Genomic DNA, 16,074 nt, shown 5'->3' with positions numbered 1-16,074 from the left:
TGTGCACTCTTATTATATCTCATCCTACATAACTTAACAGTTTAAAAAAATGGAAATATCCCCTATCCCCTCCACCTTACATTTCGTATAATAAAAGGGAATTACTTAACAAGGAGGAAAAAAATGACACAAAATCTCACACAAGGCGAGAGGATACACTCCATTGATATTATTAGAGGAATAGCTGTACTAGGTATTTTTCTTGTGAATTGGCCTGTTATCGCTGGGGTTGACTCACGTGATCTTTCAGGAATTTACGAAGGGATAGACAGCTACATTCGCCTATTTTACGATATGTTTATTCAAACGAAATTTTATACAATTTTTTCGTTTTTATTCGGATTAGGTTTTTATATTTTTATGAGTCGTGCTGAAGCGAAAACAGATCATCCAAAAATTTTATTTGTTCGCCGCTTACTTATTTTATTATTATTCGGTTTCTTACATTACGTTCTTTTATGGGACGGAGACATTTTACATACTTATGCGATTGCTGGATTTTTCTTATTTTTATTTTATAAGAGAGAACCTCGTACTATTTTAATATGGGCTATCGTTTTATTGAGTATTTTTCAATTCATTATGCTAATGGCTGGTATTACGGTTGCATTGGTACCAAAGGAAGAGCTAGGTTTTTCCTTACCTATCATGCCATTAGAAGACTGGCTGTCACAAATACAAAATCGTTTCCATGCATTTTACGCTGATGGAATTGGATTAAATTTACTTATGCTCCCAGAAACAGTTGGGCTGTTTTTACTTGGTTTATACGCCGGCAAAAAGGATATTTTCCGCCGCGCGAAAGAGTTAGATCCAAAGCTTAAAAAATGGCAAATTATTATGTTCCTTTTTACATTACCAATGTGGTTCTTCATGGTTCGTTACTTCTTATCAAAACCATTTTATGAACCAATTTATATGCAGGTCTTTACAATGTTTAGCGGAAAAACGTTATTCATATTCTACATTTTCACACTAATGCGTTTATTACAAAAAGAAAAATGGCAAACGTTATTACGTCCATTCCAATACGTTGGACGAATGGCATTAACAAATTACATCTCGCATACAATTGTTACATTACTTGTATTTGGTCTATTTCTTAAAAATTATTATCCTGCTCCATTATGGGTTGGACCAATATTCTGCATTAGTTTCTACACGTTACAAATCTTTATTAGCCGCTGGTGGCTTTCACATTACCAATACGGGCCACTTGAGTACATTTGGCGTCTTGGTACTTACGGGAAAATGATGCCACTTAAAAAGAAAAGCAAGGTCTCATAACGAGACCTTGCTTTTTTACGCTTCTCTTACTGCACTTTGCATAGATACTGGCTCTTCTTCTACTTTCACTTTGCGCTGCGGCACCATATTAAATACGATATTTAAAAGTACTGCTGACGCACTTCCAAGTACAATTCCGTTATCTGTTAAAATACGAATGCTTTCTGGGAGTTGTGAAAATAATGTAGGAACGACTGTTACGCCAAGCCCAATTCCGACAGAACATGCAACGATTAATAAGTTTTCCTGTCTTCCGAAGTCAACGCTACTTAACATTTTAATACCATATGCCATAACCATACCGAACATCGCTAACATCGCACCGCCCAGTACTGATTTCGGAATAATTGTTGTAATAGCTGCGATTTTAGGAATGAAACCAAGTGCGATTAACATACCACCGCAAGTATAAATAATAACGCGATTTCTTACTCCAGTTAATTGAACAAGTCCTACGTTTTGAGAGTATGTTGTATATGGGAACGCGTTGAAAATGCCACCTAACACCATCGCTAATCCTTCTGCGCGATAGCCTTTTGTTAATTCTTTTTCACCGATTTTTTTATTGCAAATATCAGATAATGCAAAGTATACACCCGTTGCTTCTACAATCCCTACACAAGCAACGAGAATCATCGTAATAATTGGTGTTAATTCAAATGTTGGTGTACCAAAGTAAAATGGTTGAATACCGTGGAACCAATCCGCCTCTCCAACCGCTTGCAAACTTACTTTCCCCATAAACGCTGCAACGATAGTACCGAACAATAGACCTAGTAAAATAGAGATTGAACGAATAAATCCATCAAAGAAACGATACATAATGATGATAAATAATAACACACCAAATGCTAATGCTAAATTTTCAAGACTACCGAAATCCTTACTTCCTACTCCTCCAGCCATGTCATTAATTGCTGCTGGAACAAGTGTAACTCCAATTACAGTAACAACAGATCCTGTTACAACAGGTGGAAACAGTTTTACAAGTTTTCCAAATAATTTCGCAAAAATAACAACGAATAACCCAGCAGCAATAATTGCTCCATAAATTGAAGACACACCGTATTGTTTTCCAATCGCAATCATCGGTCCAACGGCTGTAAATGTACAACCGAGTACAACGGGAAGTCCAATACCGAAAAAGCGATTTGATAATGCTTGTAAAATTGTTGCAACGCCGCACATTAATAAATCAATTGAGACTAAATATGTTAATTCTTTTTGATTTAAACCAAGTCCACCGCCCACAATAAGCGGAACGATAATTGCTCCAGCATACATTGCAAGCATATGCTGCATACCAAGCGATGCAATTTTAAATGGATGCTGCTTCATCGTTTATTTCACCTCCGCAGTTTCTTGCTGTACAAATGTAACTGTGCCGTTATCAAGTGATGCAATTTCTGCTAGTGATTCAACACGAACGCCTTGTTCACGAAGCTTCTTTCCTCCATCTTGAAATGCTTTTTCAATAACAATTCCAATTCCTGCAATACTCGCTCCAGCTTGCTCTACTAAACTCATTAAACCTAAAGCAGCCTGACCGTTTGCTAAAAAGTCATCGATGATTAATACACGATCATTTTCATCGATATGATTTCGAGATAATGAAATTTCATTTGTTTCTTGTTTTGTAAATGAATATACGTTTGCAACGTACATATTATCTTGTAACGTTAACGATTTACGTTTTCGTGCAAAAATTACTTTTACACCAAGCTCTAATGCAGCCATAACTGCTGGTGCAATGCCTGAAGATTCAATCGTCACGATTTTTGTAATGTTCTCTTCTTTAAAACGTTTAGCAAATTCTTTTCCGATTTCTTGCATAAGTACTGGATCAATTTGATGATTTAAAAAAGCATCTACCTTTAATACGTCACCAGATAAAACCTTTCCTTCGTTCAAAATCTTTTCTTGTAATACTTTCATGTTTGTTCCCCCTCTTATGCAATAAAAAAACTCCAAAAGCCACCACCACTCGTTACAAGTGAGAGACGCGCTTTTGGAGTTTCGCAAAAAAAGAATGCTAAACAAGCAATTATATTCGTCCTCACTCATAGTCAAAGTATTTACGGTACTTCGGTAGAAACTTGCAGGCCATATCCCCGCGATTATATGAGTGTAGCTAACTATTTATTTTATAGAAGGATTATAACGTACTTTTTATGCTTTGAAAAGCATTTATCGAAAAAACACGTACAAATTTTTAAAAACTACTATTTTTGTTCGAGTTTTGCAAACTCTTTCATTTCCAATTACAACTTCGTTAAAATGATTGGCCCATCTTTTGTAATCGCAATTGTATGCTCATATTGAGCTGATAAATTCCCGTCCATCGTTCGTGCAGTCCACCCATTTAAATCTACTTTAGAATATCGCATACCTATATTTACAATCGGTTCAATTGTAATTACCATTCCTTCTTGTAACTGAGGTCCTTGTCCTTGTTTCCCAAAATGAAAAATTGCTGGTTCTTCATGAATCTCTTTACCGATTCCATGTCCCGTAAAGTCTCTTGCAACAGAAAAACCTTCATTTGTTACATAACTTTCAATTGCATAGCCAATATCTCCTACATGATTACCAATTACCGCCTGGTCAATTCCTTTATACAAAGCATTCTCAGCTACTAACAACAACTTTTCTGCTTCATCAGAAACTTTTCCAACTCTATACGTCCAAGCAGAATCTGAAAGACCCCCATTTAAGTTTACTACCGTGTCAATTGTTACAATATCACCCTCAGTTAAAGGAACATCGGCCGGAAACGCATGACACATTTCATCGTTTACAGATGCACATATCGCATATGGATATCCGTTGTACCCTTTCTGCTCAGACGTTGCACCATGCTGTTCTAAATATGCTTCAACAAACGTATTAATTTCTTTTGTAGTAATACCTGGTTTCATCATCTTCGCAATTTCTCTATGACATGAAGCAAGTAATTTTCCAGATTCATGCATTAACTCTATTTCATTTTTCGTTTTAATTATACTCATGCTGTCTCTCCTTACTAAACTTGCTATTTACTATTAAACTTCAATCATACACATCCTCTTCCAAAATTTCAAAACTTCCAATTACAAAAAGTATGATTTATTTCTGCATAAAAAAACAGAAGGAGATTCTTCTGTTTTTTAATCATTTTTACATATATAATTCATTTTCAAAAACTCAAAACAACTACCATTTGTTTTCTGTATAAACGTTCCAACTACTTCAAATCCTGCCCTTTTATACACTTTAATCGCTCTCTCATTAAATATAGCTACTGATAGTGTTATATACTTGCATCCATATTTTTCTTTACTAAAAGCTAGTATAGCGTTTGAGAACTGTAAACCAAATCCGTTCCCAGTTATATTAGGTCTCATTCCAAGACCAATATCAACCGTTCCGTCATTTATTTTACAAACAGTAAAATAACCAATGAGAGTGCCATTTTCCTTCACAGAAAATGTATGATTCCCTCTACTTTCATCATGTAAAAATTCAGCTAAATCTTCTTCATCTGCCTCTATATCGTAAAAGGAATATTTCCCTTCATAATGCCAGTTGTATGCAATTTCTTCTGCTTCTTCTTGCGTCATTACTGTATATGTATAGTCCATTCTCCCATCCCCCTTTAAAAAAGAGCTGCAATTAAGCAGCTCTTTTTTTACAACTCATAAATCTCTTTATATTTCGCTTCTAAATAATCGGCTAAGTAGTTTGCATTTAAGCCTTCACCTGTTACATCTTCTAAAATTTCAAGCGGCTTTTTCGTTTTACCATATTGGTGAATATGTTCTGTTAACCATTCACGAATCGGTGTTACGTTTCCTTCTTCTAATAATGCATCAAAGTTCGGAATGTCTTTTAACATTCTTTGCTTAAATTGCGCTGCATACATGTAACCAAGCGCATAAGATGGGAAGTATCCAAATGAGCCACCAGCCCAGTGAACATCTTGCAATACACCTTGTGCATCATTTTCCGGACGAATTCCTAAATATGCTTCCATCTTATCATTCCAAGCTGCTGGTAAGTCCTTCACTTGTAATGTACCATCAAATAATTCTTTCTCTAATTCATAACGCACCATAACATGAAGCGGGTATGTAAGCTCATCTGCTTCTATACGAATGAATGACGGCTTCGATTCGTTAATTGCATTATAAAATTCATCGACTGACATATCATCAAATTGACCATTGCTATACTCTTTTAATAAATCATAATTTTTCTTCCAGAATGATTTATTACGGCCGATAAAGTTCTCAAAGAATAATGATTGTGATTCGTGAATACCCATAGATGTACCACTGCAAAGTGGTGTACCTTCAAATTGTTCTGCAATATTTTGTTCATATACTGCATGACCACATTCATGAATCGTTCCAAAAACAGCCATACGAAAATCTTTTTCATCATAGCGTGTCGTAATACGAACATCCCCTCTATTTAATGTAATTTCGAAAGGATGCACTGTTTCATCAAGACGACCTGCTTCAAAGTCATAATTCAATTGCTTTAATAGTTCTAATGTAAAGTTCTTTTGTTTTTCTTTTGAAAATTGTTCCGATAAAGCACTTGTTTTTAATCCTTTTTTAGACTCAGAGATTTCTTTTACAAGCGGCACGATGCGCTCACGAAGTTGACCAAATACGTGATCTAAAACTTCTACTGTAATACCTGGCTCATACATGTCTAATAATGTATTATATTTATATGTTTCATAACCCCAATATGTAATAAATTTCTTTTTAAATTCAACAATTTTTTCTAAGTATGGGCGGAACATTTCGAAATCAGATTTTTCACGAGCTTCTTCCCACACACTCTCTGCTTTCGCTTCTAATTTCACATAAGCCTCATATTCAGCTTGTGGAATTTTTTTATTTCTATCATATTCTTTCCGACACTCTACAACCATTTTCTTGGTTGTTTCAGAAAGTTTATCTTCACGTATTAAAGCTTCAAGCTCTGTTAAATAGTTTCCCATCTCATCTGAAGTCGACATAGCAAACACTTCTGACGAAAGCATACCAATTACTTCTGAACGCTGATCTACACCTTTTTTGGGTGCACCTGTTCTTAAATCCCAAAACATTAAACTTAATGCTTCTCCGTAATTTTGTATCTTCTTCACGTATGTTAAAAATTGTTTTTCTACTTCATATGTAGCAACTGTCATCGTATAAAAGCCTCCTTTTTCTACCTCAAATTTAATTCGACACAGAAACATAAATTCCTTTTATAATAGAAAAAAAGCTTGGCGAGCGCCAAGCTTTCTCCTTATAATTCTTTACCTTCTACTGGCAGTACATTTTTCACAGCTGCAACTACTTTCTCATCTTCTGAATCAGATAAGAAAATTGATATAGCACCTTTATCTTCACTTGTACGAATTAAACGCCCAATTCCTTGACGAAGTCGTAAAATCATATATGGTACATCTACATCCCAGAATGGATCATTTACGTGCTTACGTTTCGCTTCAAACACAGGATCGTTTGGAGGGAATGGTAAAGACCAAATAATAACGTGCGATAATGATGAACCAGGAATATCTAAACCTTCCCATAAATGAACCGCACAAAGTACAGTCTCTTCTTCATTTTGGAAACGAGAAACGAGCTGGCTAATTTCCTGATCTCCTTCATATAAGAACGGAACCGACATTTGCTCTTTACTTACATACTCTTTGAACGCTGCAAGCTCTTGCGTTGTACGGAATAATACAAGCGTACGTCCATTTGTTTTTTGTATATTTTCAAGTGTATATTGACACTTTCTTTCCCATTCATTTTCTTTCGTATGTGATAGTAAGTTTACTGTCATTTGCTCTTCGTAATCAAACGGTGAAGCAACTGAGAATGACAAGTAATCTTTTACCCCTAGGCTATTAGCTGTGAAAGCGAATGAATCGTTGTTCGATAATGTCGCAGAAGAGAAAATATACGGTATTTTCTTCGAGAATACTTTCTCTTGTAACACTTCTTCAACTGCACGCGGCATAATAACTAACGTGAAGGCACCATCACCTTCTTCACCCCAAGTAATTACATTTTTCTCGTGCATGAACAGACGAAGTGAATGTTCTAATACATCTAAATGCTCATCAACAATATTTAAATCATACGTGTTTACTGTATGCATTTCACTTTCGAATACTAATGCATCTCCAACTTCACCGATTTTTGCATAAAGTCGTTTCGCTTCAGCTGTTACTTTTTCTGTCACAGTAATTTCTAGACGATCAGAACCGGCAATTTCCTTTTTATTCTCTTGTAACACATCAAAGAATCGTTCAGTTTGCCAAATTGTTTCTTCTACTAAATGTGCAAACTCCTCACGAATATCGTTTTGTAGCAATCTCGTTAATAGTTGCTCCATCATCGTTTGCTTTAAACAGTATGTTAAAGCTTTTTGAGCTGCATATTCTACAAGATGTCCTTCATCGAATACAACGCAACTACTTTCTGGTAATAATGGAATTTGCCCTTCACGCTTACGAGCATCGTACGTCCAAATATGATCCATATAGAAATCTTGAGAACAAATAATTAAATCTGCTGCTTTACGATAATGTTCACGAGAAAGAGTTTGTCCACAACGATGACGAGAATCACAAGTAAAGCAATCTTGGAAGTAATCCCAATTTACTTTTGACCATTCTTCGTCATTTAAAAGTGGAAATTCTTTTCTGTCACCATAGTGAGTAAAGTTTTGCATCGTACCATGATCGAATACAAACTGTGGTAACTCGTAATATACGTCTTCAATTACTTCTGGAGCTCGTCCACTCATAACATCTTCAAGTTTACGTAAGCATAAATAATTATCCATTGATTTTGCAAGCCTTACATCAACAGATAGCCCTAATGCTTCAGATAACTTAGCGATGTCCCCTTCTTCTTTCACAAGCTGCTCAATTAACGTTTCATCTGCACAAGCAATAATAGCTGGTTTCCCAGTATAACGCGCGTAACAAATTGCATATAGAAGATATACAATTGTTTTCCCTGTTCCTACACCAGCTTCTGCGAACATAACTTTCTTTTCTTGGAAAGCGCGTTCTAACTGAAACGCCATAAAAATTTGTTCATCACGCTCTTCAAAGCCTTTTTCCGGAAGGATGTCGTAAAACACATCTCCAATCCACTCATTCAACTTATCATAAAAATTATCTTGTTTTCCTACTTCAAATGGTAATCTCTTCTCAGTAAACATCCTTAGCCTCCAACCAAAAAGTTTTTCTATAAAAAGATAATAGCAACTGCTACGCATATGTGTGCAGCCACTTTCCCCTGTTGCAATACATAGAAATTCACGAAAAAAAATTTCCCTTTCGAAAAAGGAAAATTTTCTTCTATATTAATGACTTTAAATACCGTTTATCAATCGCTGTTTCATGTGAAAGAGCTGACAAATATTCTTCTTGTGCTTTTTGTATTTCATCTACAATCGCACCTTGACTATCCACTTCTTTTCCGAGCTCATCATACGTACGGTGAATAGCTTTTTGAATCATTGATAATTGAAAATTATCCATATGACTTCCTCCTTTACGCATTACATAATAGCCAGTATATGCGCGCTAGAGGAGTTTTATACTATGAATTACGCGGTGGACGTTTTCCGAAGTATTGGTAGTAATCTGTACGGATAAATCCGTTAAACAGCTTACGCTTCTTCGACGCATCTTTTCCGTAACACTTCTCAAATGCTTCGTAGCTTGTTAATACATACGCTGACCATGTATCTAATGGGCGGAATACTTGTCCCATTTCTTTATACAGTTGTTCAACAAGTGCTTTTTCACTTAAACGTTCTCCGTATGGAGGATTCGTTACAACGTAGCCATAATCCTCTTTTGTTGTGAAATCTTTTACTTGCATTTGTTTAAATGTAATTAAATCGCCTAAGCCTACTTCTTCTGCGTTATCTTGAGCAACTCGAATCATACGATGATCAATATCTGATCCAATGATTTGTAATCGTTGATCATAGTTCGCTAAATCTTCAGCTTCTTGACGAGCTTCACGCCAGTTTTGTTTCCCTACCCAGCCCCACTCGTCAGATGCGAAACCACGGTTAAATCCTGGTGCAATGTTTTGTCCAATTAATGCTGCTTCAATCGGAATTGTACCTGATCCACAGAATGGATCAACAAATGGACGATCTGGCTTCCAGTTTGTTAATTTAATTAAAGACGCAGCTAATGTTTCTTTTAACGGAGCTTCCCCTTGATCCATACGGTATCCACGTTTATGAAGCCCAACACCGCTCGCATCAATTGTTAATGTTGCAATATCCTTGAGCATTGCAATCTCGATACGGAATAACGGACCATCTTCTTCAAACCAAGTTGTACGTTTATATGTTGTTTTTAATTTTTCAACGACAGCTTTTTTAACGATACGTTGGCAATCCGAAACACTGAATAATTCAGATTTTAAAGATTTACCGATAACAGGGAATTCACCATTCTCTGGAATATAATCTCCCCAGTTTAATGCTTTTGTTTTTTCAAATAGCTCATCAAATGTCGTTGCTTTAAATTCGCCAACTTTAATTTTTACACGGTCCGCAGTACGTACCCATAAGTTCGTACGACAAATCGCCTTTTCATCTGCTTCAAATGTTACTTTGCTGTTTTCTACTTGACATTCATAACCAAGATCGCGAACTTCTCGGGCAACTAACGCTTCAATACCCATTGCCGCTGTTGCAATTAAAGTAACTTTTCCCATTTGCATTCACCTCTTATGTATATTCAAACAATAATTAATAGCAATTGGTCCTATTAATTATTACATTTTACGAAAAATTTTCTCATTAACCATTTTAACTCATACTTTATAACTTCATACAAATAAAAAGCCCTCCTCTAACAAAGGAGAGCTGAGTTATTTCATAGTTGGTTCATAACGTTCTGTAAGCCATGTTCTGTTCCTTTGTACTACAAACGGCCCACGCCTCGTACTCCGGTGGCAATCATCTATCTACAGGTTATAAAACCTGTCCTTTCCCGTCGTTCATTTCCTTGGAAAAGATTCCCCTACCATTATTTGGGTTTCTCGCTCGTGGGGTTTACCTCGTTCCACTCCTATCATTTCTTCAAGGACTTCGTCACTGTGGCACTTTAAAGGTAGTCAAACCATATCCGAAAGGACTTAGGCTTTTTCCCTGCCGTTAAACCAGCCTTACAGCCAGAATACCCTAGCTTATGAATTGGCTAGGCACGAACACTACAGCCATCTCAGGCCGTGCGAGCATGGACTTTCCTCTACAACGTTGGCGTTGCAGCGATTACCCAAACGTTATGACATCCATTAGTATAGTGGAAACAAAAAGATTTTGCAACGTTTTTTTCTATGTAAAATGCTTAAACCTTTTCCCACCTTACATCATTCGTATAACTTACTTCCAAATACAGCTTTTTCTAAGTTAGATAAGCGTTTTAAAATATCCGTATTCGTGTTGTTATAAACCGGTTGTGCAACTGGTGTTTGTACAGGTTGTTGTGGAACTTGCGTTACTGCTAGTTTTTGTTCCTCTAATTCACGCTTTAAACGAGCATTTTGTTGCTTTAATTGCTCAAACTCTTTGTGGAAAGCTTCATAGTCTTTAATGATCATATCAAGAAACTTGTCTACTTCTTCTTGCTGATAACCTCTCATACCTGTTTTAAATTCTTTTTCTAAAATATCTTTCGCTGTTAATTTAATTTTATCCGAAATCATTTTCTTCACCTCAAATTTTTACCAAAACTTTCATTAACTAAATTTTTTCAGAAACAATGCTTTTTGTCAATCATATATACGAGTACTATATTACATATTACTCTGCATTATTCCACTGTTCCTCTTCTATTATATCTTGTAAATCAGAAAAAAGAATGAAATAACTGTGATAATTTTCTATTTCTCCTTTTTTCTTTGCTGATTCTACAATATATTTGGGACTTCCTGGTTTTTCTTCATCGTATACCGCTAAAAGCGCATCACTTTTTTCAATAAAAAATTGATTTTTTAATTTAAATTGCTCTGGGCTTTCATACTTCCGTTTCGTGATACTATCAACATGGTCTGCTTGAGAAAGAATAAATTCGTAATATTCACGATTATCTTCTTTCCAATTTTCTTCTTGTTCTAAAAACGGAGTGAATACCGCTAATTTTAAATCAGGATATTCTACTTGCATTTCAAAAACAACTTCAGCAGCCCATAATTCTACACCTAATTGGCCGCTTATTATAACCCATTCTAAACCATCTTCTACAAAAGTGATTAATTTACGGTGTAATGCTTTCTTTATACACTCCACTCCTGGATGATCATTTTTAAATATTCCAAGTTCAAATGGCTTATATCCTGTTACTGCAATAACTTTCATATCAACACTCCAATTACAAAAAAAGAACTAGCATTTCGCTAGTTCTAACATATCATTTACTTTTTAAATATTCCACCAACGTTTGGTCCGATATTTGGACCTACTGGTGATACATTGTTTGGTAAAAACGGTGATACATTTGGTCCTGGTCCAAACGGTGATACATTCGGTCCTGGCCCAAATGGAGATATTTGATGACCGTGGTGATGATGATGATGACCATGGCCACACGGTCCACATCCGCCACCGAATCCTGGGTCGATTGGGTCCACAACATTTACATTTGAATTTGTTTGCGGGAAGAAGTTTTGGTTTTTAATTTGTTGATGATGTACATGTGTTGTATGTGTTGGGAAAATGTGTGGCACCACCGTTGTTGAAAAAGAGTGTGTTACGCATTGTTTCGTCGGATGAATGACAGGAGCAGTCGTACAAATAGGTCCTGTAGGCTTATGCCCTCCAAAGCAAGGATGACAATGATGCATAGTTTTTTCTCTCCTCTCTCGTTAAAAAAATCTGATTACACTTTACAGTATGAGAAAAGAGAGAAAGCCGTTTGTTATATATACCCATTTATTACAAGGAAATTTGTCTAGTCCTTTATTTCATTTACATTGTTTTTATAGACAATCCTTCAACATCACTTACCAAAAAAGCCTCCAACTTGCTTTACAATACCTGTCACTTGATTCATCGCATTCATCATTTGTCCAGCTGTATTCATCATTTTATTTACATCATAGTTACCATCTGATGTTTTAAATTGAGAAACAAAACTAGAAAACTGACTTGGCTGTTGTTGCTTTTGCTTACCCTGCGTCGGGTACGGTTGTTTTGGTGGATAAAACATCGCTTGTTGATTAGCATACGGAGATGGTGGTGGCATATAATATTGCGAATTCATATAAGGCTGCTGCTGTGGTTGATTCATGTATGGTTGCTGAGCTTGTGATTGTTGAGCTTGATTCACATAAGGTTGCTGCTGTTGTGGTTGTTGAGCTTGATTCACATAAGGTTGCTGCTGCTGTTGTGGTTGTTGAGCTTGATTCATAAAGGACACTTCAAACGGTTGATAATAATTTTGATTTCCATAATAAGGCTCGAAAGGATACATATTATACCGTAAATATGTATCCGTATTATATTGGTACATATTTTGCTGTGCATATGGATTCGTTTGCTGATATAAGTTAGGTTGTTGAAACATGCATTCTCTCCTCCTTCACATAAGTTTCTACATATATAATATGTACCTATAAAATAATATGTGTGATGGAGTATCTGTCTATTTTTGTCGGAAGTTTAAATTTTTAAAAAATTAAAAAAGAAAACCCTTCCATGCTATGATAATGAAGAAGAAGATTCTCATGGGGGAGGAATCAACATGGTATTAGGGGATTTAAAACAAGCGTTTTCTCAAAAAAAGGGGTATTGCACAGAGAATGCAAATGAATTATTAGACTTTGCGAGACATTGGTATCTCGAAGGAAAAATATGCATATCAGATTATCGAACATTAATAAAAGAATTAGAAATAAACGGCGCAACAAAACCTACAACAATGACAGAAGCATAAAAATAACAAGAGGGCTCTCCCTCTTGTTATTTACATTGCTCAACTATATTTTGCAAAGTATACGAAATGGCTTGGTGTGTTTCAAAGAATCGTTTACCTTTACCTTTATTTACAAAGCATTGCAACACATTCGTTTGTAAATTATCATATACTTGATCAATTTGCTGTACATGTATATATTTTGGCTTTTCTTCTTTAATCCACTTATAAGCTAATTCTTTCCACTTCTTTAATTCCTCATCTACCATATCTACAAACGGTTTCATATCCTTATAAAAGTCGTATTCGGTTAGTTCTCTCTTTTTTACATTCGCTTCATTATTATACTGCATGAGTTTTTCTGAAGACTGTATTAATGCTTCATTCTTCATTTCTTTCCCACCTTATTATGCACTCACTACGACGTTTTGAAATGTCTTTACCCAATTCCCTTTCTCTTCGTGATGCACTAATTTATTTTCCATATGTTCAATATGCATTTCTGTTATTTCTATCTTATTGCATATTTTTTCACTCGCATCCTTTAATGCATGATTCATTCTAATCCCTATATTCATTTCCAGCAAATCGAGAGAACTTAACATTTGATCCATTTTTTTCATTACATCTTCCTTCTGAACCATCGCCATATACAAAACGCCTCCTTCTTTGCTTTTCCTTTGTCATGTAATTTCGCCGAATGATTCACCACTCCTGCCCACATGACAAAACTAGTTGTTATTCGTCAAAGAAATCATTTCGTATGTCATTTATAGAAATGGTAACAATACAAAAAGGAGGTGTATTACAATGGCAAAGAACAAAAATGAAAAAAAGAAAAACCAAAACAAACAACAAAATAAACCCGAGACTGGCAATCCAAAGCTAGATGGTCCAAACTTCCCTGCTACATAAAGCGAGACTTTATTACGAACAGTTAAATTTCAAGTCACCCTTAATCTCCTACTAGCATTACGTTTTGAGATTAAAGTTGTAGCACACATAGCAGGATTGTTTCAAATTAAGAAGTCCCGTCTTCAAAATGGAAGACGGGACTTCTTTTTTATTATATCATGAACTCATCCATCCTTTTAGCAAAACGATTTGCGATAGATAGCCTATAGATTTGTTCTCTCTTTCTTCTATACCATTCTGTTATATTAACTTCCCCTTTAGGTTCTTCAGGTACAAATAGCACATTCATTTTCATATTTGCACAAAACCAATCTCTCATTTTTATTTCTTCATGTAAAATAACAGGATAAATATCTCTAAGTGTTGGCGTATAAGACTTTCGAGTTTCCTTTGCGTAAACTTCATAATCTTCTCTAGACCCAGTATGTGTAGTTTGCAATGCAAACTTATAAAACGAACCATTATAAATTGGATGAAACAATAACCATGCTAATTTTTTTCCTAGTTCTATGCGCTGTTGTAACGTTTCAAATTGATAAACCGAAAATCCATACATTCTCCCTTCAATTGTTGGGAAGATAACTGCACTAATATGAAGTCTTTCTTGTACTTTAAAAAGTGCAGTATGGAATACATGTTTTTTAAAATATGTGTTCTCAATGACTGGTTTTTGAATTTTATTTTGTTCATTTATAATAAGCGCTGTCATAAGCCTATTCATATCTCTTCTTTCCCAGAAAAGTAACCATTCTTTTTCCATAAAAATTGATACGTTGAAATATTGCAACAAATGAAAGAGAGGTGCACGTCTCTTCTTACTTTCCTCATACAATAATAGCTGAGGAAATGCATCTAAAAAAATAATCCAATTAGCCTGTTCGTACAGAATAAATAAATGTTTTTTTACCGTTCTAGGTAAAACAGTAGCATAATATCTCCCTTCTAAATCAGTCATATTCCAGCCCGCATTTCTCGAAACCATACTCGCTAAAAAGGCCCACCTGATTTCACTATTTCTTAAATAATATTCTTGATAAGATTGTGTCCGAGAAATATTGTCCACATTAGCTATTTCTGTTTTCTTTTTAATATTGTGAATGATTGCTTTTTCTTCCTCTGTACAAAAATTTTTTTCTCGATTTTGTTTCATTTTCATATAATCATTCCATGTAAACATAAATAAGTCATCATACCTTTCATCAAAAAGGTCACATCTTTTTTCATTTTTTGATATAATCACCTTTGTAAGTAATTCTTAGCAAGTTGGGGGTGGACACACTATGACCATTCGTTACCCAAATGGAAAAAGGTATAATCAAGCTTCACAACCTCAAAAAACACCTATAAAAACACATACTTATAGTAATAGAGGTATGTCCCTTGAAGAGGAATTGAATGAAACAAATCAATATTACTTAACCCATAATATTGCATGTGTACATAAAAAGCCTACACCTCTTCAAATTGTAAAAGTAGATTACCCCGCTCGAAGTGCTGCAGTGGTAAAAGAAGCGTATTTTAAACAACCTTCTACAACAGATTACAACGGTGTATACAAAGGGAAATACATCGATTTTGAAGCAAAGGAAACAAAAAATAAAACTAGTTTCCCACTTCAAAACTTCCACCTTCATCAAATTGAACATATGAAGCAAGTGGTTGCTCATAATGGAATTGCATTTGTTATTATTAAATTTACACTTTTTGATGAATTTTATTTACTAGATGCAAAACATATTATTGCATTTTGGAATCGTCAAAATACTGGTGGACGCAAGTCGATTACGAAAGAAGAAATAGAAGAGCATGGATCCTTATTATCATGCGGTTATCACCCTCGGATTGACTATATCCGTGTACTAGACATGGTTTATTTTTCGTGATAGAGTCATCACTAAGGCTCTTTTTTCGACTTTTGGGGGAGA

At 35.3% G+C, this 16,074-nt stretch carries 19 protein-coding genes, 1 other RNA gene and 1 riboswitch; of the genes, 4 read left to right on the top strand and 16 right to left on the bottom strand.

All coding sequences use genetic code 11. From position 1 onward, the window contains the following. Nucleotides 1–123: 123 nt before the first annotated feature. The gene (locus BC_RS07795) at nt 124–1,287 is read left to right on the top strand and encodes a DUF418 domain-containing protein (protein WP_000193190.1); all 1,164 of its coding nucleotides are present in this window, start codon (nt 124–126) and stop codon (nt 1,285–1,287) included. A 15-nt stretch (nt 1,288–1,302) separates the two neighbouring features. Here BC_RS07795 and pbuX read toward each other — a convergent pair whose 3' ends face one another. The 13 genes from pbuX to BC_RS07730 form a co-directional block, all read right to left on the bottom strand. Next, nucleotides 1,303–2,625 carry a xanthine permease PbuX gene (pbuX, locus tag BC_RS07790; protein WP_000809213.1) on the bottom strand — a complete coding sequence of 441 codons (1,323 nt, stop codon included), beginning with the start codon at nt 2,623–2,625 and terminating at the stop codon, nt 1,303–1,305. Nucleotides 2,626–2,628: 3 nt separating this feature from the next. Beyond that, nucleotides 2,629–3,222 (bottom strand): xanthine phosphoribosyltransferase, encoded by a 594-nt coding sequence (locus tag BC_RS07785; RefSeq protein ID WP_000866483.1) that lies wholly within the window; start codon nt 3,220–3,222, stop codon nt 2,629–2,631. Between the two features lie 108 nt (nt 3,223–3,330). Next, nucleotides 3,331–3,432, bottom strand: a riboswitch (purine riboswitch). Nucleotides 3,433–3,548: 116 nt separating this feature from the next. Continuing rightward, on the bottom strand, nt 3,549–4,295 hold the full coding sequence (locus BC_RS07780) for a type I methionyl aminopeptidase (RefSeq protein ID WP_000022488.1): 747 nt from the start codon (nt 4,293–4,295) through the stop codon (nt 3,549–3,551). Between the two features lie 138 nt (nt 4,296–4,433). After that, nucleotides 4,434–4,907 (bottom strand): GNAT family N-acetyltransferase, encoded by a 474-nt coding sequence (locus BC_RS07775; protein ID WP_000386780.1) that lies wholly within the window; start codon nt 4,905–4,907, stop codon nt 4,434–4,436. A gap of 47 nt (nt 4,908–4,954) precedes the next feature. Next, the gene (gene ypwA, locus BC_RS07770; protein ID WP_000215086.1) at nt 4,955–6,472 is read right to left on the bottom strand and encodes a carboxypeptidase; all 1,518 of its coding nucleotides are present in this window, start codon (nt 6,470–6,472) and stop codon (nt 4,955–4,957) included. A 101-nt stretch (nt 6,473–6,573) separates the two neighbouring features. Beyond that, nucleotides 6,574–8,511: an ATP-dependent DNA helicase gene (locus BC_RS07765; RefSeq protein WP_000493688.1), complete on the bottom strand. Its 1,938-nt coding sequence runs from the start codon at nt 8,509–8,511 to the stop codon at nt 6,574–6,576. 139 nt (nt 8,512–8,650) lie between these two features. Continuing rightward, the gene (locus tag BC_RS07760) at nt 8,651–8,833 is read right to left on the bottom strand and encodes a DUF3921 domain-containing protein (RefSeq protein WP_000368570.1); all 183 of its coding nucleotides are present in this window, start codon (nt 8,831–8,833) and stop codon (nt 8,651–8,653) included. A gap of 61 nt (nt 8,834–8,894) precedes the next feature. Further along, nucleotides 8,895–10,034: a THUMP domain-containing class I SAM-dependent RNA methyltransferase gene (locus BC_RS07755; protein WP_000521236.1), complete on the bottom strand. Its 1,140-nt coding sequence runs from the start codon at nt 10,032–10,034 to the stop codon at nt 8,895–8,897. A gap of 180 nt (nt 10,035–10,214) precedes the next feature. Next, nucleotides 10,215–10,605, bottom strand: an RNA gene (rnpB, locus tag BC_RS07750) — RNase P RNA component class B. An 86-nt stretch (nt 10,606–10,691) separates the two neighbouring features. After that, entirely contained in the window at nt 10,692–11,027 is a 336-nt protein-coding gene (gene gpsB, locus BC_RS07745) for a cell division regulator GpsB (RefSeq protein WP_000622431.1), read from the bottom strand. Nucleotides 11,028–11,124: 97 nt separating this feature from the next. Beyond that, on the bottom strand, nt 11,125–11,679 hold the full coding sequence (locus BC_RS07740; protein ID WP_000862908.1) for a DUF1273 domain-containing protein: 555 nt from the start codon (nt 11,677–11,679) through the stop codon (nt 11,125–11,127). 56 nt (nt 11,680–11,735) lie between these two features. Next, nucleotides 11,736–12,164 (bottom strand): CotD family spore coat protein, encoded by a 429-nt coding sequence (locus BC_RS07735; RefSeq protein WP_000546270.1) that lies wholly within the window; start codon nt 12,162–12,164, stop codon nt 11,736–11,738. Between the two features lie 155 nt (nt 12,165–12,319). Further along, entirely contained in the window at nt 12,320–12,886 is a 567-nt protein-coding gene (locus BC_RS07730; protein WP_000487610.1) for a YppG family protein, read from the bottom strand. Between the two features lie 177 nt (nt 12,887–13,063). On the opposite strand from BC_RS07730, the gene BC_RS07725 reads away from it, so the two are divergent. After that, nucleotides 13,064–13,255 carry a YppF family protein gene (locus tag BC_RS07725; RefSeq protein ID WP_000242652.1) on the top strand — a complete coding sequence of 64 codons (192 nt, stop codon included), beginning with the start codon at nt 13,064–13,066 and terminating at the stop codon, nt 13,253–13,255. A 26-nt stretch (nt 13,256–13,281) separates the two neighbouring features. On the opposite strand, the gene BC_RS07720 is transcribed toward BC_RS07725, so the two are convergent. Continuing rightward, complete coding sequence (locus tag BC_RS07720; protein ID WP_000786939.1) at nt 13,282–13,626, bottom strand: YppE family protein; 345 nt, start codon at nt 13,624–13,626, stop codon at nt 13,282–13,284. Nucleotides 13,627–13,641: 15 nt separating this feature from the next. Further along, nucleotides 13,642–13,884, bottom strand: a complete 243-nt coding sequence (locus BC_RS07715; RefSeq protein WP_001252036.1) for a hypothetical protein — start codon at nt 13,882–13,884, stop codon at nt 13,642–13,644. Nucleotides 13,885–13,969: 85 nt separating this feature from the next. On the opposite strand from BC_RS07715, the gene BC_RS28290 reads away from it, so the two are divergent. Continuing rightward, on the top strand, nt 13,970–14,149 hold the full coding sequence (locus tag BC_RS28290) for a hypothetical protein (RefSeq protein ID WP_001987054.1): 180 nt from the start codon (nt 13,970–13,972) through the stop codon (nt 14,147–14,149). Nucleotides 14,150–14,300: 151 nt separating this feature from the next. Here BC_RS28290 and BC_RS07710 read toward each other — a convergent pair whose 3' ends face one another. Beyond that, the gene (locus tag BC_RS07710) at nt 14,301–15,326 is read right to left on the bottom strand and encodes a DUF2515 domain-containing protein (RefSeq protein WP_000495658.1); all 1,026 of its coding nucleotides are present in this window, start codon (nt 15,324–15,326) and stop codon (nt 14,301–14,303) included. Between the two features lie 103 nt (nt 15,327–15,429). Here BC_RS07710 and recU point away from each other — a divergent pair, with 103 nt between their 5' ends. Then, nucleotides 15,430–16,032 (top strand): Holliday junction resolvase RecU, encoded by a 603-nt coding sequence (gene recU / locus BC_RS07705; RefSeq protein WP_000155598.1) that lies wholly within the window; start codon nt 15,430–15,432, stop codon nt 16,030–16,032. The last annotated feature ends 42 nt before the right edge of the window (nt 16,033–16,074 follow it).

The sequence above is a fragment of the Bacillus cereus ATCC 14579 genome (assembly GCF_000007825.1).
Lineage (GTDB): Bacteria > Bacillota > Bacilli > Bacillales > Bacillaceae_G > Bacillus_A > Bacillus_A cereus.
The sequence above is the reverse complement of the archived record's forward strand: the minus strand, read 5'-3'. Positions and strand labels throughout refer to the sequence as shown.